Genomic DNA, 23,748 nt, shown 5'->3' with positions numbered 1-23,748 from the left:
GGATGGAACTGCAAACAATCCCGCTCGACCGATTGGCGGTCTCGGCGCTCAATATGAGAGCATCGCGCAAAAAGCCTTTTCTGGACGACATCCTGCCGTCGATCCGCGAACGCGGCGTTCTGGTGCCGCTGCTTGTGCGGCCCAATGGCGAGCCTGACCATTTCGAAATCGTCGCCGGACGGCGGCGGTTTCTGGCCTCGAAGACAATCGCAATCGAGACCGGCGAGGCGCGCGATTTGCCTTGCCGGGTGCTTAGCCAGAGCGATGACGCCGCCGCCGTGGAGGCCTCGATTCTTGAAAACACCGCGCGCCTTGAGCCTGATGAAATGCAGGAGTTCGAGGCGTTCAAAAAGCTCAACGACAAAGGCAAGAGCGTTGAAGAAATCGCCCGCATATTCGGGGTGACGGAACTCACGGTGAGGCGCCGCCTGGCCTTGGCGAGCCTCATTCCCGGCATCCGCAAAGCCTATGCCGACGACGAGATCGACGGGGCCAGCATCACCGCGCTCACCCTCGCCAGCGTTGCCAAGCAACGCGAATGGTTCGAAATGTTCAAATCGGCGGAGATGCGCGCGCCGCGTGGGCCCGCGTTGAAGCGCTGGCTCTTGGGCGGCGGCGAGATTGAAACCGGCGCGGCGCTCTTTTCGCTGGAAAATTATGACGGCGATATTTTCGAGGATTTGTTCGGCGAACGTTCGGTATTCGCTGACGCCGAAAAGTTCTGGGTGTGTCAGGAAGCGGCGATTGAAGCCGAGCGCGACAAGTTGCTTTCAAGCGGCTGGAGTAAGGTGACGATCCTGCCGCGCGGAGAGTTTTTCCATTCATGGGAGTACGATCAACTCGCCAAAAAGCAAGGCGGGGAAGTGTTCGTCGAAGTGCGCCATTCTGGCGAAGTTGCGTTCATCAAGGGCTATGCGCCCCGGCGGAAAAAGAGCGCGGCGAAAACAGACAAGCGCACTGAGCGGCCCGAATGCTCAGCGCCTTTGGAGAATTATGTGGACCTTCACCGCCACGCCGCCGCGCGGGCGATGCTGTTGAAACAGCCTCAAATTGCGCTGCGTTTGCTGGCGGCGCATCTGATCGCGGGCGGGCCGAATATTCGTTGCCAGCCCGAGAGACAGGCGACGCGAAAGGAGAAAACGGGGGCGAGTATTGCGGCTTCGAAAGGGCAACAGGCGTTCGAAAAAGAGCGCGCCGAAATCGGCCAATTACTCGATTTTGACGAGTCGTCCTTTATCACGGGCGGCAATGAAGACGGCTGGCGATTGGCGTCGATTTTCGCAAAAATGATGACGCTTTCCGACGGCGATATCGAGCGGATTCTGACCTTCGTCACGGCGGAAATCGTCGCCGCCGGTCATGAGGCGGTGGACTGTCTCGCGCGCGTTGTGCCTATCGATATCGCCGACTGGATGACGCCCGACGACGCGTTTTTCGAGCTTCTGCGCGATAAAAACATGACCAACGCCATGCTCGCCGATATCGCGGGCGACAACGTTGCGAAGGCGAACCGCGATGCGACGGCGAAAGCCCAGAAAGCGATCATTCGCGACTGCCTCGACGGTCGGAACGGGCGCGAAAAAACGCCGAACTGGCGCCCGCGCTGGCTGCAGTTTCCAGCGCTGTCCTATGGCCACGCCGGAAAACCCGGCACAGTCAAACGCGCCGAAAAAATCGCGCCGCTTTTTGCGGGCTAGGCGATCACGGGGCGGAGCGCATTTCGCGCTTCGCCTCGTCATTTTAGAACCGATTGGCCATGATATTCAGATCATCAAAACCACGCCTTCAATGAGCGGCGCATTTAATCCGCGCGTTGCCGGTCCTGCGTTTCTAACGCCATTCGTCTCCTGCGATTTCGCTCCGCCAAAGACAACCATTCCCGGCCTTTATCACAGCGAAACTGAACGACGACCGGCCCGCCCGAAACCGGCGGCGCCGGATTTTTTCCTCTGGCTGCGCCATTCATCGCGAAACAAAAAATCCGTCCCCGCCGGTCCTCCGCTGCGCTTCGGTCCTCACGGATTCAGGCGGCCCGGCGCGCCGTTCTCCTCGTTTCGCGTCAGGCCGGGGAATGGTTCTCCGGCCAAGCGATAAGGAGACGAAAAGATGGCTCAATCACTTGGAACCGTAACGAAACGCGAGAATGGCGGTTTTGAAGGCACGCTGGCGATGATGACTTTGAATACGAAGATCACCATCGTTCCCAACGAGGCGAAGGACAACGAGCGCCAGCCCGATTTCCGCATCTACGCCGCGCGCGGCAACGAGATCGGCGGCGGCTGGAACCGCGTCGGGAAAAATTCCGGCAAGCCTTACGTCTCGCTCACCTTCGCGCATCCGGCCTTTGGCGAGAAACGCGTTTTCGCGAACCTCGCCCGCGCCGCCGGACAGGAAGACGAGCGGGTTCTCGCCATTCTCTGGAATCCGCAAAACTAACGAGAGGGTTCCACTGCAACAACGCCCCCGCGCGGAGTTTCCGCGCGGGGGTTTTCATTATCCGGAATCGTTTCTGCGTCATCCCGAGTCGATTTTGCGTCATCGTAAATTCGACTCTGGGCGCGCGCACTTCGCCTGTTCATGATGTCAATCGTGGGATTGGTTTCACGACCTCCCGCTAAGCGGCGAGCAAGACGCTTCGCGGAAAGGCGATTGATGATGACCGGGACGCAAAAGAGCCCCGAAAGCCCGTTTCTCTATGCAGCGGAAGCGGCGCAATATTTGAGATTAAGCGAACGCACGCTCGAATATTACCGGATTTACGGCGGCGGCCCTGTCTATCGCAAACACGGCAACCGCATTCTCTATCATCGCGCCGATCTCGACGGCTGGTCGCAGGGACGCAAATATACATCGACCGGCGGCGCTGGGTCGCCGGATCGCGACAGAGCGGCTGGGCAATCATGAAGAGGGGCCGCACAAAACCTCTCATCATCGGCGCCGTCGCGGTCGCTGCGCTCGGCGTTGCAAGCGCCGCCGAATTTGCGCCGCGCCTCGTCTGGAATGCCAGCGCCAGCGCGCCGATAGGGCTCTATTCAGTATCGCAAGAGAGGTTTGAGCGCGGCGATTATGTCATCGTGTCGCCGTCATCGTCTATTCAGGCGCTGATCGACGAACGCGGTTATCTGCCGCCGGCGACGCCGCTTTTGAAGCGTGTTGCGGCGCGTTCCGGCGCCCGCATTTGCCGTAACGAAGACAATATTTCAATTGACAGCGCTGTTGTCGCCCATGCGCTGCTCCGCGATTCCGAAGGCCGCACGCTGCCCATTTGGAGCGGCTGCAAAACCCTCGAATCCGATGAAATCTTTCTTCTCAATGATCACGCCCAGTCCCTGGACGGACGGTATTTCGGGGCGACCAAAACCGCTTTCGTGATCGGCGTCGCGCATCCTGTCTGGGCGCGGGGCGAACGGAACTAATTTCAGGAAATGGAATGAAGAGATGAGACAGGTACGGAAGAAAGCGGAGAGGGCAAGATTAAAGGGGCGGCGCCGCTATGCGGCTAAGCCCTTGTCTGCACATCTTTTTAGGCGGCGCCGCTCTGACGGAGGCGGCGCCAAAATGCGGCGGATGAGATATGCGCGCTGACAGTGATTTCCAGCCGCGTCTGGGACGCATTCGCGCCCAGGGCGGCAAGGCCTCCAAGCGCTATCTGGCGCGGCTCTACACGGCCATGGAGAAAGCGCGGCCCGGCGTTTTCGCGCGGCGCGGCCGGACGCGTTTTATGGGCGCCCAGATCGGCCGCGGCGCCGGGCTCGGCGCGGCGTTCATTGCGAACGGGCGGGCGTTCGCTCGCCAGCACATGCGGCGCGCCGCCGTCAAGATCCGTTCGGTCCGTCTCGGCGCCAACGGCCTCGGCAAGGCGCGGGCGCATTTGCGCTATATCCAGCGCGACGGCGCGGAGAAAGACGGCGCGCCGGGCAAGCTCTACGGTCCGGATCGCGATGTCGCCGACGGCAAGGCGTTTCTGGAAGAAGGGCGCGGCGACCGCCATCAATTCCGGATCATCCTGTCGCCGGAAGACGCGGGCGAGCTCGACGATCTCAATAGCTATACGCGCGCCGTCATGGCGGCGGCGGAGCGCGATCTTGGCACGCGCCTCGACTGGGTTGCGGTCAACCATCACGACACCGACCACCCGCATGTTCATATCGTGCTGCGCGGGCGCGACGATCAGGGCCGCGATCTCGTCATCGCGCGGGACTATATCACTCACGGGTTTCGCAAGCGCGCCGAGGAAATCGCGACGCTCGAATTGGGGCCGCGACGCGATCTCGATATCGCCCGCGGCCGCCATGCGGAAATCGACAAGGAGCGCTTCACGTCGCTAGACCGCAAGCTCTGCGCAGCAGCCATGGACGGCGTGGTCGCCCCGTCGCATGGGCGGACAGCGTATGAGCGCTTTCAAACGAATCTGCTTCTGGCGCGGCTCAGAACGCTCGAAAAGATGCGCCTTGCTGCGCGCGAAAAGGACGGCTGGCGGCTCGCGCCGGACCTCGAAGGAACGCTGCGGGAAGCGGGCCGTCGCGGCGATGTCATCCGCTCCATGGGCGCCGCCATGGGGCTTCAATTCGAGCCCGCGAAATTGCGCGAGTTCGGAGCTGCGGGATCGCCGCCGCGCATAGTCGGACGCGTGGTCGGCGAAGGCGCTGCAGACGACGCGCATGACAAGCGCTTTCTGGCTCTCGACGGCGCCGATGGAAACCAATGGCATGTGGCCTTTGACGGCGCTTCCGGAACGGCGCCGCCCGAGGGCGCGATAATCGAAGCCTCGCTGGCCTCGGCGGCGTCGCGCAAATCCGACCGCACCATCGCTGAAATCGCCGCGCGCCATGACGGGATGTATTCAGACGCATTGCACGCGCGTCATGACCCTTCCGCCAGCCCCGAATACCGGCTTGCGCACAAGCGCCGCCTCGAAGCGTTGCGCCGGGCCGGTATCGGCGAGCGGCTGGCCGATGGGACATGGCGCATTCCGGCCGATTTTCTTGAACGTACAGCGCAATTTGAAGCGGCGAAGGCGCCGGCGCAAATGCGGACATTGTCATGGGTCGGGCTTGATGCGCTGGCGACGGCGCCGGTGCGGACCTTTCTCGATGAAGCCATAGATAAGGGCGAAGACAGTCGCGGCGCGCTTGGGTTTGGCGGTGCGCTTCAGAAGGCGCTTGCAACGCGCCGCAACTGGCTTCTTGCGCAAGGTCTGGCGCAGGCAAAAGAGAACGGGTTTTCCATCGATCAGGACAAGCTCGCGGCGAGGGGCGCCGCCGCCATGAATGCGCACGCTGAAACGCTCGGCCGGAAACTCGGCAAGACATTTGTTCCAACCGAAGACGGAGAGACCATCAAGGGCCGCTTCACCGAGCGGCTCGACCTTCCCGCCGGCCGGTTCGCGGTGCTCGAAAAATCGAAGGAATTTACGCTGGTCCCGTGGCGGCCGGTCATGGAGGCGCGCCGGGGCCGGCTCATCGAGGGCGTCATGGAGCGCGGGCGCGTCAACTGGAATTTCGGGCGAACGCGCAGCCGACCGGGCCGCTAGGAGACAGTCATGCCGATCACAGAAATGTCATCTATTCGCCAGTGCGAAAAACACAAGTTTAACAGGAAAGCGGCGCACTTCGATTGGAGGTTCTGCTTCAGAATACTTGATCAAAGCGCGTTCTTTTACAAAAATTTCCCCAGTCTTGTTTCGGGCAGGGGGTAGCATGGTTCCTGCACCATTAAAGGATTCAAAGCAGGCGATTATTATCGCCTCCGACATTTTAAGGCCGCTCGCCGCGCCTGCCGCCGCCGCGTTTTGGGGAGAGCGATTCAAGACGATTTATTGCGAGACCGGACGCGCGCTCATCGACCGGCTGCGCCGCAGGCCGTTCCATTGCGCGATCATTCAGGATCAGCTGGAGGATTGCGACTGCTGGCGTCTCGCCAAGATCATCCGCTCAGGGCGCTTTTGCGCCCCCGCTCTGCCGATTGTGGTTCTTCATCGAGGCGCCCCAAGCGCCGGGTTTGAGGCCATCGCGAAAGGTCTCAACGCGGTGCCAACCTCACTTTCCGAACCCGATGCGATTCCTCGCATCGTTCAGGCGGCGATCGACCAGCGGCGGCGGTCCAGCGTCCTGATCATTGAAGACGACCCGGACGCAGCCGAAACTGCACGGCGCGCGCTCGACGCCGACTACAAGGTCGAAATCGCCGTCAATGGCGCCGAAGGCCTCTCAGCATGGAAAGAAAAGCGCCACGATCTCGTGCTGCTTGATCTCATGTTGCCGGCGTTGCCCGGAGAGGAAGTTCTCAAGGAAATTCTCGCGGTTAATCCGAAACAGCCGGTCATCATTGTCACCGCGCACGCTTCGCAAAGCCGCCATTCGAACCTGATGCTGCTCGGCGCCAATGAGTTCGTGGAGAAACCGTTCGACATCAACGTGCTTCGCGCGCTTTGCCGAAGCCTGTTTCAGGAAATGGCGCTGGCGCGCGCCGACCGGGAAATCGATGAAATGCGCACCGCCGCGCGTGAGAACGCACATCGCGCGACCGCTGCATCAATCAGTTTGCGTCAGGGAAATACGTCCGGCGCCGCGATGCAGCTGGATGCCATGCTTGCCGGCGCGCCGCAGGATTTAACCGACGATGAATGGGTGGAGGTGTTGAATGACGTGGAGCAATCCGAAGCGGATTAGTCTTATTGTTGGACTTTCCAATCTATGCGCGCTGCCAGCGATCGCGCAGGAAGACGATCTAATTGAGGCCCTGGGCGGCGATACAATGATCAGCCTTGCGGTCGGATATGAACAACCCCTCTCGGAAGCCCCGGCAGTGGCAACCGTTGTCACAGCTGAGGACATTGCAGCAATCGGGGCTTACAATATCGGTGATGTTTTGACCAAGGTCACCGGAATTCATGTATCCAAAAAACGCGTCTATGACGATTTGTATATTATACGCTCAGTCGCATCTGAACTGAATCCGCACGTCCTGGTGATGGTCAATGGCGTGCCGGTCGGAGATGCGGTGCAGGGTGGTCGTCCGCTTGGATGGTCTATGCCTGTGCAGAACATTTCCCGGATTGAGATCATTCGCGGTCCTGGTTCGGCGCTTTATGGCGCCGATGCTTTTGCCGGCACGATCAACATTGTCACAAAGGATGCGCATGAAATCGATGGTCTTCGAGCTGGCGCTATTGGCGGAAATTTCGATACAATGGGCGGATGGGCGCAATTAGGGATTGTCCGAGACAGTTATGAACTTGCACTTTCGTTTGAAGGGCAAACGACCGACGGCGATGAAAAGTTTGTCTCTGTTGACGCCCAATCAGTGAGCGACTTCTTGCTTGGCACCAATGCAAGTCTTGCTCCGGGCCCAATCTCGACTGGCCGTTCAGATATCAATTTGCGCGCGGACCTTTCGGTCGGCGACCGCCTCACAGTACGGGCCGCATACCAAGGTCTCAGGGATGTTGGCGTGGGTCTCGGCGGTTCGTTTGCACTTGATCCGAAAGGGCAGCTCGACGTCAACGTGTTTACTGGCGATGTGAATTTCTCGACACCCATATCGGACTCCGTTGAGATAATATCAAACGTAAGCATTTTCCACGAAGATTTTAGCTCCACATTTCAAACCTTTCCGCCGGGTGCCTTCGGGTCTTTTCCCGATGGCGTTCATACAGCGTTTGACTTCAAGTTGACGGAGGTCAGAGGAAATTCCAGGGCGTTATTTTCGGGCATCAAAGGGCATACGATTATTGGTGGAATCGGGGTCACGCACCAACGTTCACACGACATCGATGATCGGCGCAACTTCTTTCAGACGCCGTCGGGAGTGTTGGCGTTAGCGCCGGGATTTCTTACTGCAGAAGAATTGGGGGTGCCGCCCAACGCGGTGCCGAGATCGCGAACAAACGTCTATGCATTCTTACAAGATGAATGGAGAATTGCACCAGATTGGACAGTTACGGCAGGCGCTCGGATCGACTACTATTCCAGTTTTGGGGAGACGATTAACCCGCGCGTATCAGTTGTGTGGGCCGCAAGTCCTGAATTGACGCTAAAAGCGCTTTACGGCCGCGCATTCCGGCCGCCTACTTTCCTGGAAAGCACAAAAGGTGCGGGACAGATCGCGATTGGAAATCCAAACCTCAAACCTGAAATGACAGACACATTTGAGTTTGTGATTCAAAGAGGCTGGGGGCGGCGTTTGAAATCGTCAATAAACGGGTATTTTTATCAAACGGACGATTTGATCACCATTGCGCCAGACGCCTTGACATCAATACCTACCTTTATGAACTCCAAAGGAACAATTGGTTATGGTGTTGAATTTGATGCCGATCTCACACTTACGGAAAATACCCACGCGAAGTTCGGTTACTCTTTTCAGGAATCCAAATTTCGCACAAGTAAAGAGGCGACTGGGTTTTCGCCAACGCATCAGGCTTATGCAGAAGGCCGTTGGCGCTTTAATCCAAATCTAGCGATGACTATAGGCGTGAAGTATGTCGGTCAACGACGGCGTGCTCCCGGTGATCTGCGAGAAAACGTTGATAGCTATTTCTGGGGGACTGCGGCGGTGCGCTATTCGCCGGATCAGGATGGACCACTATTCGCAACGCTATCCGTCGAAAACATTTTTGATGTAGATGCACGCGAACCGAGCACTGATCAGTTTCTGGCGCCTGAGGATATCCCATTGCAAGGCCGGCGATTCCTTGGGCGAGTCGGAGTAAGGTTTTGAGCGCATGACGGTTGAAGAAAAACAGCATCAACAGCGTATTCAAATTCCCTTCGATAAGGGGTGGCCTTTACTTGGGATGCTGCCCCCCTTGCTGAAAAATATAATCGGAACGTTCTCAAAAATGGCGAGAAACCATGGCGGCTTGGTCGCGTTCAGGCTGCCTCAAGATAGAGGATATCTTGTTTCCGATCCGCAGCTGATCAAAGAGGTGATGCTGTCAGGCGAGCCGAAATTTCCCAAGGGAAAATATACGAAAAGAATGGAGGCCGTTTTCGGAGGAGGGCTGATCACCGCGGAGGGCGCCAATTGGAGGCGTCAAAGGAAACTGCTCGCGCCAATCTTTTCGAATGAATCAATCTCCAAGTGGCTGCCAAAGATCAACGAGGCTACGGAACGCTTATTGAAGCAATGGAACGCCTATGTCGAAGCGGGTGCAAGCGTGGATGCTTCTGCGCTGTCGCGCATATATCTGCAAGATGTCATGGGCGAGATTATGTTTGGCAACGACATCAGCAAAGAAGAAGCGTCGAAGGCCGCCGAGGCGATGACAATCGTGAACGATACGCTCGTCGAAGAGTTTTTTCGAACCACTGTCTTAGGCTCAATTGGCAGACTCGCACTGACGCCTGGCGCCCGGCGATTTCGGCGCGCGCTGCACGAATTCAACCGAATTGTCGATAACGCGATACGCAACGCTGACAAGGGCGAAGGAGATCACTTGATAGCGCAATTCCGGGCTGCGAGATTCGCCGATACTGGTAGTCCGATGACGGAAAAGCAGTTCCGTGATGAAGTTTCCACCTTCTTTTTTGCGGGGCAGGAAACAACAGCAAACGCCCTTGCGTGGGCGCTTTACTTCTTGGCGAAAAATGAAATCGAACAACGCAAAGTCGCCGCCGAGGCGCGCCAAGTCATCGCCGGCGCAGCTCCGACTTGGGAGGAGTTAGGGAGGCTGACTTTTACTAGGCAGGTCGTATTGGAAACCTTGCGATTGAAACCGCCGGCCTATGCAGTTGAACGAAGAACGTCGAGCGCCGTGGATTCCGAATTGAGAGGGTGCCCACTTAAAAAGGATGCGTTGGTTGTAATTGCCCCGAGCGTTACGCACATGAATTCTGAAGCTTGGCCTTCTCCGGAGAAATTTCAACCGGATCGCTTTGAAAAAGATAAGCTACGGGATCGAGATCAATATGCGTATATTCCTTTCGGCGCAGGCGCCAGGAAATGTATCGGTATGAATCTTTCGCTTACTGAACTCACGATAGCTATTGCAATGATCACGCGTGAATTCGAATATTCTGTAAGCGACGGCGCAGTTGTATCCGATAAGACTGGATTGACGCTTCGACCGTTTCCGGAAGTACCGCTTACTCTGCGGCGCCGGTCGAGGGCGGGATCGGCAACGGCAGATCAATCCTGAATATTGAGCCTGCGTCAAGCTCACTTGAGACCGTAATTTCACCTCCCATCAACCTTGCAAATTCGCGCGTAACGGCCAGACCTAGCCCGGTTCCGCCAAATGCGCGACTGGCGCTCATATCGACCTGACGGAAAGGTTCGAAGACAGATTCAATATCCTTTTCAGCGATACCGACGCCCGTGTCTTCGACCTCCAATAATAGCCGGTCCGGGCGACCTTTGCATCTGAGGTAAATGTCGCCATTGTGCGTGAACTTGCAGGCGTTCGTCATAAGGTTGAGCGCGATCTGCTGAAACTTGTCGCGGTCGATCAGAACTGTCGCCGGACAGTCGATTTCGGCAGTGAACTTGTTGTTCCTTTCTGCAGCAAGCGGCAGGATCGACTTCTGGGCATCGTGAAGCAGAGCGCTGATGTCGGTTTCGACCAGATTAAGGTCGAACTTTCCCGCTTCTGCGCGGGCCAGATCAAGCATCTGGGTGATGCGGTTTAAGAGTTCATGTGCGCGTCCGAGAATATTTGAAAGCTGTTCCCGTGAGCGATGGGCGGCGTCGTCTTCGACGGCGAATTCCAGCTCCTCTAACGTCAATTGAGCATAGCCGATTATCGCCTGCAAAGGCGTTTTCATTTCGTGGGTAACCGCGGCCATAATTTCGGACTTCTGCCGATTGGCGGCAAACGCTGCATCGCGGGCGGTTTTAAGCTCCTGCGTTCGGATCGCTACTTCTGACTCTAGCGCAGCCTGGGATTTCTCGATCTCATCCATAAGCTGATTATAGATCGCGGCTATTTCTCGAATCTCCTCGGATCCAAATATTCTGGCGCGCTTACGCGGAGCGTCACGTCCGCCATTCGACATCGTGGAACTTAGCGATCTTAATGGATCGGTCAGCACACGCATCTGGAAAGATAATAGCGCTAGGAATATGCCGGCGGCGGCTAATCCCGCTAATACATTGATGATCCAGATTGTACGAATAGTTTCACGCACCGGCGATTTTGAGAACGCCAGCACAACTGAACCAAGATATTCCGCGTTGACCGATCCGCTATCTAAATCGTTGGATTCGGGAGAGGACAGAACCGGCGCGACGACAATCCAATATTCGGACGACTCCCGTATATCTGTGAGATGACGGATTGGGTTGTCCGTGTCATTGATAGCGTTGCCATTGTTGTATCTTGCCAGCGTCTCGCCGTCGGCTCTAATCAGTCTCGCATCGTCGATATTGGGGAATGCGGTGATGCTCCCAATCGCCTCTTCTGCGACTGTCAGGTCTTCTACGAGAAACGCGAAGATAGAGCGTTCAGCGAATTGCTCGGTCTGCAGCCGAGCGTCAGTAACGGCGTTGTCTCTGAGCTGACGCGAAATCAAGGTAGAGGCTATAGCCGTCAGAGTAATCGAGAATAGAATGATGCTGGCTCCGGCAGTGATGGAGAGTTGACGGCTAATTCGCATCTGGCGGAAGCGATTCAACATCGTGCTCATCGCTCCCCCAGGATGAGATCAAAAGATCGCTCATCCTGCGCCGATATTGCTATGCCGAGGTGACTTGCGATCCGTTTGTTGACGGCGAATTTTACTGCGCCGAGCGGTTCGACCTCCGGGCGCTTGTTAGGATTCTCAGAAATTGCGATGGCTAGATCGGCAAGTTGGGCGCCCATCGCCTCAAGATCAGGATAAATAGCAATAAACGCTCCGCGGCGCGCATGATCGATATTGTTGCTGATGATCGTAAAATTACGCCGCCAGCTCTCTTCGACGAGGCGCGGAAGATTGCTGTTTGAGACAAATGACGGGTTGGAAAGAAGCCACAAAACATCGGTCTCGGGGTTGCCGTATTTCAAGATGTTCCAGTAGTGGTTTGAAGCTTCGGAGAGTGTCGTTGCTTCATGGGCGACGATTGTAACCCTGATGGAAGCCGATATCGCTTTGGCGCGCTCAATGAGCCAACGATCTTTTGAAGGATCGTAAACGACAATTATTCGCCGTTTTTCGGGCATAAGCGTTTTCAATCGGCTGAGCAGGAATACCGGATCGGCGGTCAGTGAGACGCCATCCCGGCTTCCCAGTCCCGGCTCAATATCAAGTCCGCCGATTACTTGGCGGATTTCCAGGCCGCTGTTTCGATAGGATTCGTCTGCTTGTCGACCGAGCGTGAAAACAATCTCGGGCGCATCCGAGGAAATACCGTTTCGCATCGCTTGCGCCGATGCGAAAGCATTGATCCGGCGCTCCGTAATAGAAAGCGCAGACCCTCGCGATCGAATGCCCATTTCGATGGCGTCAAATATCTCATCGAATGTGGGGTTTGGGGCAGGTCGAAGAATAACTGCTTCGATGGGGCGTTCTTGTTGCGCTCTGGCGTCTGGTGGAAAGAAGGCGCTAATTACCAGCGCAAAGAGGAGCGAGCCCGCAACAAGGCGGGTTAATGCGCGCCTTTCAACCGGCGCCGGCGTGCCGGCTTTCTCGCGTTCCCGCATCCCATGCCGTCCCGCTTACAAGCTACTCTTGTCGGCGATCTTTTTCTTTCGCCGAACCCGCTGCACATAGGCATCAAGATCAACGCCCTGAATCATGCGCTTGAACCAGTACCGCTTCATTGTGTTGTTGACCCGACCTTCAAAAATTTCCGGGTCGCCGCGCATATGGGCCAGAAAAGCGCGCACTGTTCGCGCACATAGGTCTTCCTGTACAGCATCAATCGATGCAGTGCCCTGGTTCCGGATTTTTTCGACTAGACTTAAAACGCATTCCACAGGGTCCATTAACCCGTCGCGTTTGTTGCCTTTTTCCTGAGCCAGCTTTTCGAAGAAAAGCTCGTGCTTTGGATAGAGCGTCAGGCAAATCAGCGCGGCCGCAACGACGCCAGTTTGAAATATTTCCGCGCTCGGCATCGCCTTGTCGAGCAGAAGCAGTTCTTGACGGAATAAGCTGACCGCTCTTCGGAGATCGACTGCCTTTTCATCTGACGCGACTCTAATTCTTCCGCGCAGCGCCAAAGTAAAGGCCTGGACGAGGAGTCCGTGCTTCAGACGTCTGGAATTAAGGCTCAATTCATTTTCACGAAACGCCGCCTGTATGTCATCAAGGCGACTGATCGCAGAGCTGGCGGCGTGATGGGCCCGGTATAGATCGTAAAATTCACGTTCGGATTCAGGAAAATAGATCGTTGCGCGAACTGTCGCCGGCGCTGCGACAGCCCCATTGCGCCACAGTCCAGCCCGCACATGGCCGTCAAGCTTGTAAAGAGCGCCCTCCCATTTACATCCAACGACCTGCCGCAAGGTCTCTCGGAGGGAACCGCTTGCGTTTTTCATGAACGCCCAGTGCCCGTCAGTCGGCCCGGCGCTGTGACTTGGATGATCCAAAGCGCTCGTCCACACTGATGCCGGCAGTTCCACGGTGGCTGGCGCGCCGTTCCTGGTGGGCAGAATATCCGGCATCAAATCTATGTTACTCTTTTTGCGAAGATGATTAGTCATATTCTGTGCTCGGGTGGCAAGTTTATTTGGTCTCGGCCAACAAAAAATGCAATAAAATCAAACTATTTCCTGCAAAGCAAAGGCCAGGAAAAGCTATATCGCAATTATGCGTGATGTTCCACTATCTTCCTCTTTCAGCGAAGCAAAAAGTGCATTAACATTATCAACGGGAAAGCCAATTTGACGGGTTTAAGGCCTTGGGAACGTGGACAGAGCGGTTCAACAGGCGCTGCCGAAACATACGCCTCTCACAGACGGCGAGGCGCGGACGTCTGCAGGATGGGCTTTCGAGTTCCTTCGGCGAAACCCTGAATTCATTTCTGCTGTAGAATCGAGAGAAAAGAGAACTCTTCCAAGCAAAGCCGTAGGGGGTGTAGCGGTTGTTGCGGTCGGCGAGGGGGAGTCGAGGGAAGGGTTTGGGGTTCTTTTTTGCGACCGTTGCGATCGTCCAATCGATAATACGATAGTCTTTTGGGAGCGCGATCTATCCGCTGATATTATAGACGCGCGAATTGTTAATTCGCCTGCCGATGAAACAGAAGACAATGTACTGAAGTTGGAGAAATTCAAGTGCGATAAAATTCTGCTGACCGGGCCGGGGCGTACACCGCAGTTGCTACTAAAAGCAGGTTCAAAGCAAATTCAGATAAATTGCATTGGCGGAGATTTTGTGAGTGTAGGGCAGGCGATTATTCCTCAGATTGCGCCTGACAGAAATATTGAACGCCAGTTGCTCGCGATGCGTCGATTGTTTCATCTGTACAGCGAGCGCGAGTTTGCAGAAACGCTCTTCAAGCCAGACGCCAAAGGCGCGCGCCTTGGCGAGGTGCTTAACGCGCTCGATCTTTGGCTTCGGCAAACTCCGATGCGGGACATCGCGGTCGCACTGTATGGCGAACAGTTAGTGGATGACGACTGGGCGCCCGAAGGCGGATATTTAATTGACCGAGTCAGGCGATCGATCCGGCGGGGGAGATTCATGATGGAAAAGGGCTATCGTCAGCTGTTGGGATAGTCCTAAATAAGTTTTTCGGTATCCGGCTCTTCGGCACCCCCGATTTCATGTTACGATTGGCAAATATATGGCATTGGCGCTCGTCAAGAGATGGGACCAACGCGAATCGCCTTCTGATCGCCCGATATGCATGAATGTACTCTCCCAATGATGGTCAAAATCACTAATAATGCCGCCAATATTCTGAAATACTGATTCTGGGCGGAGACTTTCAATGTGGTGGCTTTTGATCATAGCCGGAATGGCCTTGTTCTTTTTCTTCAATGGCCGGAAGAAGCCAACGGCCTCACAGAGCCTGACAAGTGCTGTGCCGCCACAGGCGGTTGCCTCGTCCGGGTCGCAAGCAAAAACGCTGCCCCGGAAGTCCGCTTCCAAAGGTCGTCCCATGGAATGGGTGCCGAAAGGTGACGCCGTCATCATCCAGGGCGTCAGAATTGACGGAGGAATGATCTATGTGGGCGAACGCAATCGCCCGGGAGATTCAGACCGCCCTCAGAACGCGCTGATCAATCCGTCCTTGTCAGCTTCTGGCTCCGCATGCGATCCTGGCGGCGACTCGATGCCGTATTGGCCATCTTATTCAGAGATTGAGCCGCGGGCCCGGCGAACGTATCTCGAATGGTTGGCGAGCGGGCGCGACGATCCTGAAATTGGCGTCGGTTATGTATTTTTGTACTTCTACGGCCTCGAATACCGGCTGTTTTTTGAACAGGCAGAGGCGGAGGCCGATGAAATTCTCGCTGAAGTAAAGCGCCTTCTTTCAATTTACGGCGGCAATAATTCCTTCCGCGGCTATGCCGAGCGCTTGCTCGATGCGGCGGGATTTTTGACGACAAAGCTTGACCAAAGACCTCCGGTCGAACCGTCAAGCTCTTCACTTTTCGAAATGCCGTATGACGTACGAGCATATCTTGGCCGAAAGGTGCTGGATGGCGAGAACCTCGACGCCGATGACGCCTTGCTCTGGATGGCCTCTTCACCGGCCGCACAGCTTCGGACGCCTGCTATCCGATGTTTCGATGAGTTGCGTGCGCTTTGGAATGTTCGGTTTAGCAAACGGTTTCCAAATGGCATAAAGGTCAAGCCTCCGAAAAGGAAGTTGTCCCTGGATTACAGGGCTGCGAGCGGCCGTTTCAACGCATCCATTTCGGGGAAAGGCGACGATCTGCCTGATATTGGAGCGCTGACGGCGCCAGTGAACAAGTTGAACGGTCTTCTCGCCGAGTGCACCAGCGAACTTGATGCTTACAGCCGCTTGATTGGGCGTTCGCCGGAATCGAAAGGAACGGTTGACGCTGCAGCGTTGCTTCCGGCGGACCTCATGGATGCGCCATACGCCAATCCGCTGAAGGAAATCGCCACTGTAATTGCAGCGCGCCTGTCTGAGAAGAAATCGGGTTGGATGCCAGTAAAATCTTTGCTGGAGGCGATTGACTTGGAGATTCCAACAACTGGCAAAATTCCTGCGCCAACGCTGAACAAGTTGGGCGCCGTGCTTGATAAGCTCGGCTTGGGTTTCGAACCTGATCGGCGCTTGGGAAGCATGCCGCCGGGCCCTGACGACATAATTGTTCTATTTGAAGCTAAGGGCGGGGTTATTGATGCTGACAGCGATCCCTATCGCGCGGCGAAAACGATAACGGAAATTTGCGCGCTTGCGGCTGGAGCGGATAGCGAGATTGCCCGGGAAGAGATCGAACATATAAAATCTGAAATCCTTTCTGTGCCTGGTCTTTCAGTTGACGAACGTCAGCGTCTTTTCGCTTACGCAAAAGCCCTATGCCGCAATGCGCCGCGTCACCAGCCGATTTTACGGAAATTGTCCAAGGCTGACGAAAACACCAGAAAGATGATTGCAAGATCGGCAATTGACGCGGTGCTCGCAGACGGCCGGGTTGAGGCCGCCGAAGTGAAATATATCGAGCAACTCTTCCGTTCCCTCGGCTTCCCGGCCGAAGACGCCTACGCCGCCTTGCATCGGGGCGCTGCTGGTTCCGATGAGCCGATTGCTGTCAGGCCGGCGATTTCTGAGCCTGGTAGGTCCGTGCCTCCTTCACCCGGAATGGCGGCGGAGAAAGCGGCGTCAATCGATCGCCAGAAGATTGAGCGCATCACCAAAGAAACAGCGCAAGTCGCGGGGCTTCTCAGCGAGATATTCGCCGGTGAAGACGAGGAATTCGTTCAGCCGCCCTCGAAAGCTGAAGTCAACATGTCGTTGCGATTTGAAGGGTTGGATCAGCAGCATGGCGAATTGTTGAGTTTTCTGCTTGCGAATGGTGAACAGTCGCGCCCTTCCTTTGAACGCGAAGCGAGGCGGCTGCAATTGCTCCCAGATGGCGCGATGGAGACCATCAATGAATGGGGCTTTGATGTTATTGGCGAGCCGGTTCTCGATTCAGAAGATAATATTTGCATTGTGAGCGACCTCTTTGAGGAAATTCAAACGCTGGAGAAAAGATGATGGCGAAGTCTCCGAAGATCCGCACGCGAGAAAGGGACACGATTGTTCAAGCGCTAGCCGCTGGCGTTGTGCCGCGCATCGGGCTTCAACACATTCAGGTCGGACGGGCCGCAGAGTTGAATGCGCTGGTGCGCGATATAGACCGAATTGCCGACGACGGGTCCGCTGTGCGATTCATTATCGGCGAATACGGCGCCGGCAAGACATTCTTTTCTAATTTGGTGCGCTTGATCGCACTTGAGAAGAAACTAGTTACCGCCCATGCGGACCTTGCGCCGGATAGGCGCCTTCATGCGACCGGCGGGCAGGCGAGAACGCTCTATGCGGAGGCGGTCAAAAATCTCTCGACCCGCACAAATCCTGACGGGGGAGCATTGCAAAATATCCTCGAACGCTTCGTAACCGAATGCGTGCGACAGGGCGAAGCGCAACAAAAGCCAATCGAAAAGGTCATAGATGAAAGGCTGGCTGCGTTGCAGGACCTTGTAGGCGGTTATGATTTTGCAACCGTTGTTAAGGCCTATTGGCGGGGCAGCGAGACCGGCGATGACGTGCTGAAGGCCGGCGCCCTGAGGTGGCTGCGGGGTGAGTTTTCAACGAAAACAGAAGCACGTCAGGCTGTCGGTGTCAGGACCATCATAGACGACGCCTCGATCTATGACGGCTTAAAGCTTCTCTCTGAGTTCGTGAGACTTGCAGGATATGGCGGATTGCTCATCGTATTCGACGAGATGGTCAATCTCTACAAACTCCAAAGCGCGCAAGCGAGAAAGCAGAACTACGAGCAAATCCTCAGAATGTTGAACGATGTTCTTCAGGGGAACGTCGGCGGCATTGGTTTTCTCTTCGGCGGGACGCCTGAATTTTTGATGGACCCTCGCCGCGGCCTTTATAGTTATGAAGCCCTGCAATCAAGGCTTTCGGAGAATACGTTCGCCGTAGACGGTCTTGTCGACATGACGGGACCGATCATGCGGCTTCAAAGCCTAACCCCCGAAGAACTCTATGTGCTGCTCCAGAATCTGAGGCACGTCTATTCGGGCGGGAATGAAGAGGCGTATCTTGTTCCGGACGAGGCGCTGGAGGCATTTATGGAACATTGCAGCGAACACGTCGGGGAGGCTTATTTCCGGACGCCCAGAAATACGATCAAGGCCTTCGTTCACATGCTGGCAGTTTTAGAACAGAACCCGCAGACAGAATGGCGGGCGCTTCTCGGCGCTACGGAAATTGCTCCCGATGAGGAGCAGGAAGGGGCGGATGATACCGCGCCGGATGGCGACGATGAGCTCACCTCCATCACCCTCTAAGGCATTCGACCGGCTGCATCCGGAAGTCCAGCGATGGATCTGGGAGAAGAAGTGGCAGGCGCTTCGCGATATCCAGGATCGCGCAATCCTCGCCATCCTTGATGGGAAAGGGGATGTCCTGATTTCGGCCTCTACGGCGGCGGGCAAAACGGAAGCGGCGTTTCTACCGATCCTGACGGCGATCAAGAACCAAGATGCGGCCGGACTTTCCGTTTTGTGCGTCAGTCCTTTGAAGGCGCTGATCAACGACCAGTTTCAACGCTTGGATTTGCTTTGCGAGCGGCTGGAGATCCCTGTCGTTCGCTGGCACGGCGACGCGCCCCAAGGGGCCAAGAAAAGGACGATCAAGGAGCCCCGCGGCGTCGCGATCATAACCCCGGAATCGATTGAAGCCCTCTTCGTACGCAAACCTGCCGCTGCTCGAAAGCTCTTTGGCAGCTTGCGATTTGTTGTCATCGACGAACTACATGCGTTTCTGCAGGGGCCGCGAGGACTTCATTTGTCGAGCCTGCTTACCCGCATAAACGAGTTAAACCAATCGAGACCGCGCCGCATTGGTCTGTCAGCGACCATAGGCGATCTATCCGCCGCCGCTCGGTGGATGAATTGGCGGCGTCCGGAAGATGTTTTTGTACTCGAATCATCGGCTGAAAAGCGCGAGCTGCAATTGCAGATTAGAGGCTATGAAGAACCGCCGCCGGCTTCTTCGGCCGAACAATTGGATTTGGATCACGACAAGCACTCGGCGATTGCCCGGATTGCGGCGCATATGTTCGAGCGCTTTCGCGGTGAGAACAATCTTGTCTTCGGCGGACGCCGCATTGACGTGGAGGTGCTGGCCGATCGCCTACGTCAACTATCGGACGACGCCGCAGTGCCGAATGAATTTTTCGCGCACCATGGCAGCATCTCAAAAGGGCTTCGCGAAGATCTGGAGGCGCGTCTTCGCAAAGGCGACTTGCCAACGACCGCAGTAGCGACATCAACGCTGGAGCTTGGCATCGATTTGGGATCGGTAAGAAGCGTAGCGCAATATGGTGCGCCGAGATCGATCAGTTCCCTGAAACAACGTTTGGGGCGGAGCGGTCGCCGCGAGGGATCGCCATCGATCCTTCGCATTTACGCAAGTGAGAGGTTTATCCGCAAAGGCGACGATCCTATCGATCAGTTGCGGCTTGAAATCGTGCGGGCGGTCGCTGCGGTTCGTTTACTCATCCGCGACCAGCTGGAGCCGCCCGCGGTCGATAGCTCGACGGCGACAGTCGTTCTTCACCAAACGCTTTCGGTTATAACCGAGCGCGGCGGCGAACGCGCCGACAAGCTATATAGAGCGATTTGCGGCGCTGGGCCCTTGTCATCTTTTTCCACTCAGGAATATGCGCGCTTGCTGCGCCATATGGCCCATCCGGATGTTCGGCTCATTGAGCAAGCGCCCGATGGCGCTGTCATGCTTGGCGAATTGGGGGAGAAGATTGTTGATGGTCGCTCCTTCTATGCAGTTTTTCCGACGGACCAGGAATGGCGTCTTATCTACAAGGGAGAAGTGCTCGGGACTCTTCCTTTAAGCAATATTATCAGCGTCGGCAGCCTTATCCTTTTCGCCGGCCGCAGATGGCGCGTCGTTTCGGTGGACGATAGAGGCAATGTTCTCGACGTTACGCCTCATAAATCGGCGCGCCTTCCAAAGTTTGAATCTGCATTTTCAGAATCAATAAGCGACGAGTTCGTTGCAGAAATGCGGACTGTGTTACGTGGCGTGGATGAGCCTCCCTACCTTGATAAAGAGGGCATGCGGTTGCTCGCCGAGGCCAGGGCGGCCTATCGGGAATTTGAACTCGACTCCGTTAGAATTCTGGGTGTTGGCAGAGACACACATCTATTCTTATGGCGTGGAACCGCGCGCACGAATGCATTTGCCGTTGCCTTGCAAGCGGCGGGCCTGGAGTGCGAACCCCATGATCTTGGCGTTACGCTTCCCGAGACGGCCGGGGATGAGGCCAGGGCGATTGTTCAACAAGTCTCGCGTGCGGACGGCCTGACAGCGCAAGAACTATCTGGTTTTGTGGAGAATATCCGATCAGCTAAGTATGACGATCTGATCAGCGACGAAATCCTTAGAAACGAATGGCGGAAGCGCAATGAGCCCTCCTGCTGTGATATTTCTAAAACCGCAAAGATGCTAATTTAATCGCCCTTGCCATACGGGCGGACGTTTTTTTCAAGAAGCAAAATTCGCAGTTTGGTTTATCAAGTGGAAGCTTTTGTTAAACGAAATAACTCTGCTTGAAAAAGTGCATCGGAAAGTGCGTTATGATCACCGCGCCGGCGTGGCCGGAGAGCTTCCGTCATGAGACTTGATTTCGTTTCCGCCCATGCGCATCCGGTCGTACCCATGTACAAGGCTTTGATATCGAGCGCTGCAAATCCGAAGGGATTCTTGCCAAGAAAACGATGAAAGTAATAGTTGATGAAGGACCAGTCGAACGGGGCGTTGAATCCAACGAATACGAGATTGCGGTCCCCGTCTGAGATCACCTGCAACCAAGATGCAAAGTTTTTCATCGCGGTCTCCGGCTCAGAACCAATGCGAACAAGCTCCTCCATAGAAAATCCGCTAATGGCAAGCGCTTTCGGGTCCGCCCGATCGGTAATTGGTTTGAGTTCGCATTCGAAGGTTTGCCGATCGTCCTCGATATTGCAGGCGCCGATCGACAGCAAGCTAAATTCCCCCGGTATCGGACCGGACGTCTCAACATCGACCGATACGAAGAGGTCCCGAGCGCTGCTCATGACACAAGCATCTGGGTTGATACGATAGATGGGCGGGATTGAATTGCCGCCCAATGTTTTTTGAATTCGCGGCGCCGTTTTTCTGTGCTTCCGCTGGCGGACCAATGATGTCCTCCGACCGTTGTAATGTCAAAAGGCACATCTGCGCCTTCCTTGGCCATAATCATGGTGGGCAGACATCGGCCGAGCGCATAACCGAGTTCGATAAAGCAATTCGGACGGGCACCGGTGATGTCAGCGAGAACGACGTTGCTTCGATACAATTTCTCAAAGATTTCCTTATCAAGAGTTGCGTATTCGTAAGGCTGCGTTCCATCAACGACAACAATCTTAAAGCCAAGCTCGCCTTCAATCACTGGCTGGACGACATTGTCGAAAAAATCCTGAACGGCAGCAAAATCCAGGTGTTTCTTGTTCAGCAACCTGACGGCGAATGCGCGCGGCGCCTCAAGCGCTTCCAGCAATTGTAAAAGTAGAGAAACGCGATCTTCAATAGGCTGTCGCTTAGAGAAATTAATTCTATTCATCCAGGCATGGGCGCTATTCCCACTGGTTCGGAACAGCTTCGACGCGTCGGCGCTGGAAAGTCCGAGCGAAAATAGACGGCGCGCACCCTCTGTAGGCGGAGTGATCGGGTTCGAGAGCGGGATAACCGGCTTACCAGCATCGTGATACAGATTTGCTAAGTAGAGAACGCCTTCAGAACCTCCGATAGCAATAAGGATATCACCCCACCGCGCTTGCGCTTCCATTCTTTTGCTATTCATATTCCAGTGTGAGACATTTTCGATCTGCACAATATCCGACGTTCGCACGCTATCCCAGAGGTCTTCAAATTCACGCGGAATCTGGTCTTCGGTTTTGTGATGCTGAACGGCTACTGCGAACGGATTGGACGCGCCGGTGGGCCGCAACGCCAGACTTTCATACAAGGTTCGCCAAACGAGCCAGTCGAAACAAATTTCCTGATTATCCGCCGCTCGCCTTTTTTCTGCGTCAACCGGAACAACAAATCCTGCCCCTCGCTTGGTAAGCTCTTTCACCAGCTCCGCTATAAGCCGCCTTGCGTCATCTACGTCTTCAGCAGACGCCGATGACGGATCGCCGGCGATGCTCCCTGCGATATGGATGCGCCTTCCAAAAAGCGGAGATCGTAGCATCAACAATCCTCTACAACGGGCGATGGCCGGATCTGCCCCACTGCGGTCTTCAAATGATCGAACGTAAGCGGGCAGTCCGGAAAGGCCAGGGCCAAGGCCATCGGATAAAGGCGCGTCCTGATGTCGGAATATGTCCAAACCGGACCGCCGTTGATAGCCCCGGTTCTTTCAACCAGATACGCAAATTCTGCGTCAGATAAATTGAGGCCTTCAAGATCCATGGCCAGTAGGCGGCGGCGTTCGGTGTCATCGGGGCGCTTAAACTCTTCAACAATGGCCGCGCGACGCTGCAAGGCGGGATCGAGAGCTGAAACGCGATTAGTGCACAGTATGGTGACGACGCGCCCGCCATAATTGCGCAGCTCGTCAATGCCTTGAATTAGCGTGTTTACGGCGACCTTATCTTCATGGTGGCTATGCTCCTGCGAACGCGCGGCGGCCAGAGAATCGCCTTCGTCAATAATAAGAATAGCGCGGCGATTCTTTCCGGCGGACTTCGCGATCTGTTCAAATGCTTCTGAAAGAAGCGTCCCCATCTCGCCGACTTTGCCGCTTCCTCTGACCCTGTTGCTCATTTTGAACAGGACGGAGTCTTCCGTCCGGCTTTCCTTGACCAGACGATTTGCAGCGCATTCCGCCATTGCTGTTTTCCCGGTTCCGACATCGCCGTGAAAGATGGCTAACGGATACTGTTCGGTAACGAGTTCGCACAGATCGAGCCGCCCTTTATGGTGCTTCTTGTTCCACTGCTTTAGCTCGTCAATCTGCAAAAGGAGCCTGAGCTGATTCCTGATGCGTCTGTACCGTTCGTCGAATCCGAGGAGCGTCTTCTCTTTTCGATCGAAGCGGTCATCGGGAAGCGCGACCTGACTGTCAAAAATTCGCGTGCCAGTCATGCCGCATAGTCCTGCCGCTGCAAGCCCCATCCGTTGCTTGCATAATCACGCCGGCCTGTACGTGAAAGGCCGACGTGGCTCGTGTCCGCATTGGTCGGGCTCCAGCCAACTTTGAATTTCTTTTTCATCCGCTCACGCGCGGCGTCGTCATAATCAGAAGTGTAGCTAATAACGATGCGAAGATAAGCATTTGCAACCTGTGGCCACATCACGCCGCCGGGACGCACCATCGTCAAATCATTCGCTGCGGTATTAACGACATACTGGCAGGCCCTGACCTCTACGTCCGCGCTGAGCAGGGTAAGATCGACTTTTTTCAGGTAGCCCTCTTTGGCCAGCAGTTCGACATCATGAGCATAGTCACGCGCCTTGGCCTCCGTGATGGCGCGGGAACTCTGAGCAATCATCACAATATCCGCCGTAAAGCGTCGAACTACGGTGGCGATATCCGTAGTTGTAAAGGATTCGGTCTCAGTAACGGCGTAACTCATG

The 23,748-nt window shown here is 55.7% G+C and carries 20 protein-coding genes; 12 read left to right on the top strand and 8 right to left on the bottom strand.

Annotated elements, in window-relative coordinates; genetic code table 11:
- The first annotated feature begins 2 nt into the window (after positions 1 to 2).
- The 8 genes from PUV54_RS01620 (at position 3) to PUV54_RS01585 (ending at position 10,141) form a co-directional block, all read left to right on the top strand.
- Entirely contained in the window at positions 3 to 1,697 is a 1,695-nt protein-coding gene (locus PUV54_RS01620; protein WP_274493770.1) for a ParB/RepB/Spo0J family partition protein, read from the top strand.
- A 409-nt stretch (positions 1,698 to 2,106) separates the two neighbouring features.
- Entirely contained in the window at positions 2,107 to 2,436 is a 330-nt protein-coding gene (locus PUV54_RS01615) for a DUF736 domain-containing protein (RefSeq protein ID WP_104831441.1), read from the top strand.
- 219 nt (positions 2,437 to 2,655) lie between these two features.
- Positions 2,656 to 2,904, top strand: coding sequence for a helix-turn-helix domain-containing protein (locus PUV54_RS01610; protein ID WP_104831813.1), 249 nt, complete (start codon positions 2,656 to 2,658; stop codon positions 2,902 to 2,904).
- Entirely contained in the window at positions 2,901 to 3,416 is a 516-nt protein-coding gene (locus tag PUV54_RS01605) for a S26 family signal peptidase (protein ID WP_274493769.1), read from the top strand. The genes PUV54_RS01610 and PUV54_RS01605 overlap by 4 nt, the downstream gene beginning before the upstream one ends.
- 158 nt (positions 3,417 to 3,574) lie before the next feature.
- A complete protein-coding gene (locus tag PUV54_RS01600; protein ID WP_274493768.1) occupies positions 3,575 to 5,533 on the top strand; it encodes a DUF3363 domain-containing protein in 1,959 nt (652 codons plus the stop codon).
- 166 nt (positions 5,534 to 5,699) lie between these two features.
- Entirely contained in the window at positions 5,700 to 6,671 is a 972-nt protein-coding gene (locus PUV54_RS01595; protein WP_274493767.1) for a response regulator, read from the top strand.
- On the top strand, positions 6,643 to 8,721 hold the full coding sequence (locus PUV54_RS01590) for a TonB-dependent receptor plug domain-containing protein (RefSeq protein WP_274493766.1): 2,079 nt from the start codon (positions 6,643 to 6,645) through the stop codon (positions 8,719 to 8,721). Before PUV54_RS01595 ends, PUV54_RS01590 begins: the two co-directional genes overlap by 29 nt.
- A 4-nt stretch (positions 8,722 to 8,725) precedes the next feature.
- Positions 8,726 to 10,141 (top strand): cytochrome P450, encoded by a 1,416-nt coding sequence (locus PUV54_RS01585; RefSeq protein WP_274493765.1) that lies wholly within the window; start codon positions 8,726 to 8,728, stop codon positions 10,139 to 10,141.
- Here PUV54_RS01585 and PUV54_RS01580 read toward each other — a convergent pair.
- From PUV54_RS01580 to PUV54_RS01570, 3 genes are read right to left on the bottom strand one after another with little or no spacing between them, the layout of a single operon-like run.
- Positions 10,089 to 11,627 (bottom strand): ATP-binding protein, encoded by a 1,539-nt coding sequence (locus tag PUV54_RS01580; protein WP_274493764.1) that lies wholly within the window; start codon positions 11,625 to 11,627, stop codon positions 10,089 to 10,091. The two genes, PUV54_RS01585 and PUV54_RS01580, sit on opposite strands and share 53 nt — an antisense overlap.
- A complete protein-coding gene (locus PUV54_RS01575; RefSeq protein ID WP_274493763.1) occupies positions 11,624 to 12,622 on the bottom strand; it encodes an ABC transporter substrate binding protein in 999 nt (332 codons plus the stop codon). Before PUV54_RS01575 ends, PUV54_RS01580 begins: the two co-directional genes overlap by 4 nt.
- Positions 12,623 to 12,637: 15 nt before the next feature.
- Complete coding sequence (locus PUV54_RS01570; RefSeq protein WP_274493762.1) at positions 12,638 to 13,585, bottom strand: hypothetical protein; 948 nt, start codon at positions 13,583 to 13,585, stop codon at positions 12,638 to 12,640.
- Between the two features lie 244 nt (positions 13,586 to 13,829).
- Between PUV54_RS01570 and PUV54_RS01565 the strand changes: the two genes are divergently transcribed.
- Positions 13,830 to 14,639: a DNA -binding domain-containing protein gene (locus PUV54_RS01565; protein WP_274493761.1), complete on the top strand. Its 810-nt coding sequence runs from the start codon at positions 13,830 to 13,832 to the stop codon at positions 14,637 to 14,639.
- Between the two features lie 45 nt (positions 14,640 to 14,684).
- On the opposite strand, the gene PUV54_RS01560 is transcribed toward PUV54_RS01565, so the two are convergent.
- Positions 14,685 to 15,014: a hypothetical protein gene (locus PUV54_RS01560; protein WP_274493760.1), complete on the bottom strand. Its 330-nt coding sequence runs from the start codon at positions 15,012 to 15,014 to the stop codon at positions 14,685 to 14,687.
- 10 nt (positions 15,015 to 15,024) lie between these two features.
- Here PUV54_RS01560 and PUV54_RS01555 point away from each other — a divergent pair, with 10 nt between their 5' ends.
- Genes PUV54_RS01555 through PUV54_RS01545 form a run of 3 tightly spaced genes read left to right on the top strand, consistent with a single transcriptional unit; the run spans position 15,025 to position 20,598 of the window.
- On the top strand, positions 15,025 to 17,100 hold the full coding sequence (locus PUV54_RS01555; protein WP_274493759.1) for a tellurite resistance TerB family protein: 2,076 nt from the start codon (positions 15,025 to 15,027) through the stop codon (positions 17,098 to 17,100).
- Positions 17,100 to 18,410, top strand: a complete 1,311-nt coding sequence (locus PUV54_RS01550) for an ATP-binding protein (protein ID WP_420797930.1) — start codon at positions 17,100 to 17,102, stop codon at positions 18,408 to 18,410. The genes PUV54_RS01555 and PUV54_RS01550 overlap by 1 nt, the downstream gene beginning before the upstream one ends.
- Positions 18,385 to 20,598, top strand: coding sequence for a DEAD/DEAH box helicase (locus tag PUV54_RS01545; RefSeq protein WP_274493757.1), 2,214 nt, complete (start codon positions 18,385 to 18,387; stop codon positions 20,596 to 20,598). Before PUV54_RS01550 ends, PUV54_RS01545 begins: the two co-directional genes overlap by 26 nt.
- 59 nt (positions 20,599 to 20,657) lie before the next feature.
- On the opposite strand, the gene PUV54_RS01540 is transcribed toward PUV54_RS01545, so the two are convergent.
- Genes PUV54_RS01540 through PUV54_RS01525 form a run of 4 tightly spaced genes read right to left on the bottom strand, consistent with a single transcriptional unit; the run spans position 20,658 to position 23,747 of the window.
- Positions 20,658 to 21,200, bottom strand: coding sequence for a 3'-5' exonuclease (locus tag PUV54_RS01540; protein ID WP_274493756.1), 543 nt, complete (start codon positions 21,198 to 21,200; stop codon positions 20,658 to 20,660).
- The gene (locus PUV54_RS01535) at positions 21,197 to 22,360 is read right to left on the bottom strand and encodes a hypothetical protein (RefSeq protein WP_274493755.1); all 1,164 of its coding nucleotides are present in this window, start codon (positions 22,358 to 22,360) and stop codon (positions 21,197 to 21,199) included. The genes PUV54_RS01540 and PUV54_RS01535 overlap by 4 nt, the downstream gene beginning before the upstream one ends.
- Positions 22,360 to 23,256 carry an AAA family ATPase gene (locus PUV54_RS01530; RefSeq protein ID WP_274493754.1) on the bottom strand — a complete coding sequence of 299 codons (897 nt, stop codon included), beginning with the start codon at positions 23,254 to 23,256 and terminating at the stop codon, positions 22,360 to 22,362. The genes PUV54_RS01535 and PUV54_RS01530 overlap by 1 nt, the downstream gene beginning before the upstream one ends.
- Positions 23,253 to 23,747 (bottom strand): HORMA-1 domain-containing protein, encoded by a 495-nt coding sequence (locus PUV54_RS01525; RefSeq protein ID WP_274493753.1) that lies wholly within the window; start codon positions 23,745 to 23,747, stop codon positions 23,253 to 23,255. The genes PUV54_RS01530 and PUV54_RS01525 overlap by 4 nt, the downstream gene beginning before the upstream one ends.
- Position 23,748 lies beyond the last annotated feature (1 nt).

Source organism: Hyphococcus flavus, from assembly GCF_028748065.1.
GTDB lineage: Bacteria > Pseudomonadota > Alphaproteobacteria > Caulobacterales > Parvularculaceae > Hyphococcus > Hyphococcus flavus.
This window is presented reverse-complemented; position numbering and strand designations above follow the sequence as displayed.

Excerpts from the sequence above, each read along its gene's own strand:
- PUV54_RS01535 (WP_274493755.1), bottom strand. The coding sequence starts at position 22,360 with ATGCTACGATCTCCGCTTTTTGGAAGGCGCATCCATATCGCAGGGAGC.
- PUV54_RS01550 (WP_420797930.1), top strand. The coding sequence starts at position 17,100 with ATGGCGAAGTCTCCGAAGATCCGCACGCGAGAAAGGGACACGATTGTT.
- PUV54_RS01605 (WP_274493769.1), top strand. The coding sequence starts at position 2,901 with ATGAAGAGGGGCCGCACAAAACCTCTCATCATCGGCGCCGTCGCGGTC.
- PUV54_RS01590 (WP_274493766.1), top strand. The coding sequence starts at position 6,643 with ATGACGTGGAGCAATCCGAAGCGGATTAGTCTTATTGTTGGACTTTCC.
- PUV54_RS01555 (WP_274493759.1), top strand. The coding sequence starts at position 15,025 with ATGGAATGGGTGCCGAAAGGTGACGCCGTCATCATCCAGGGCGTCAGA.
- PUV54_RS01580 (WP_274493764.1), bottom strand. The coding sequence starts at position 11,627 with ATGAGCACGATGTTGAATCGCTTCCGCCAGATGCGAATTAGCCGTCAA.
- PUV54_RS01610 (WP_104831813.1), top strand. The coding sequence starts at position 2,656 with ATGACCGGGACGCAAAAGAGCCCCGAAAGCCCGTTTCTCTATGCAGCG.
- PUV54_RS01575 (WP_274493763.1), bottom strand. The coding sequence starts at position 12,622 with ATGCGGGAACGCGAGAAAGCCGGCACGCCGGCGCCGGTTGAAAGGCGC.
- PUV54_RS01585 (WP_274493765.1), top strand. The coding sequence starts at position 8,726 with ATGACGGTTGAAGAAAAACAGCATCAACAGCGTATTCAAATTCCCTTC.
- PUV54_RS01545 (WP_274493757.1), top strand. The coding sequence starts at position 18,385 with ATGAGCTCACCTCCATCACCCTCTAAGGCATTCGACCGGCTGCATCCG.
- PUV54_RS01600 (WP_274493768.1), top strand. The coding sequence starts at position 3,575 with ATGCGCGCTGACAGTGATTTCCAGCCGCGTCTGGGACGCATTCGCGCC.
- PUV54_RS01525 (WP_274493753.1), bottom strand. The coding sequence starts at position 23,747 with ATGAGTTACGCCGTTACTGAGACCGAATCCTTTACAACTACGGATATC.
- PUV54_RS01530 (WP_274493754.1), bottom strand. The coding sequence starts at position 23,256 with ATGACTGGCACGCGAATTTTTGACAGTCAGGTCGCGCTTCCCGATGAC.
- PUV54_RS01540 (WP_274493756.1), bottom strand. The coding sequence starts at position 21,200 with ATGAGCAGCGCTCGGGACCTCTTCGTATCGGTCGATGTTGAGACGTCC.
- PUV54_RS01620 (WP_274493770.1), top strand. The coding sequence starts at position 3 with ATGGAACTGCAAACAATCCCGCTCGACCGATTGGCGGTCTCGGCGCTC.
- PUV54_RS01570 (WP_274493762.1), bottom strand. The coding sequence starts at position 13,585 with ATGCCGGATATTCTGCCCACCAGGAACGGCGCGCCAGCCACCGTGGAA.
- PUV54_RS01595 (WP_274493767.1), top strand. The coding sequence starts at position 5,700 with ATGGTTCCTGCACCATTAAAGGATTCAAAGCAGGCGATTATTATCGCC.
- PUV54_RS01615 (WP_104831441.1), top strand. The coding sequence starts at position 2,107 with ATGGCTCAATCACTTGGAACCGTAACGAAACGCGAGAATGGCGGTTTT.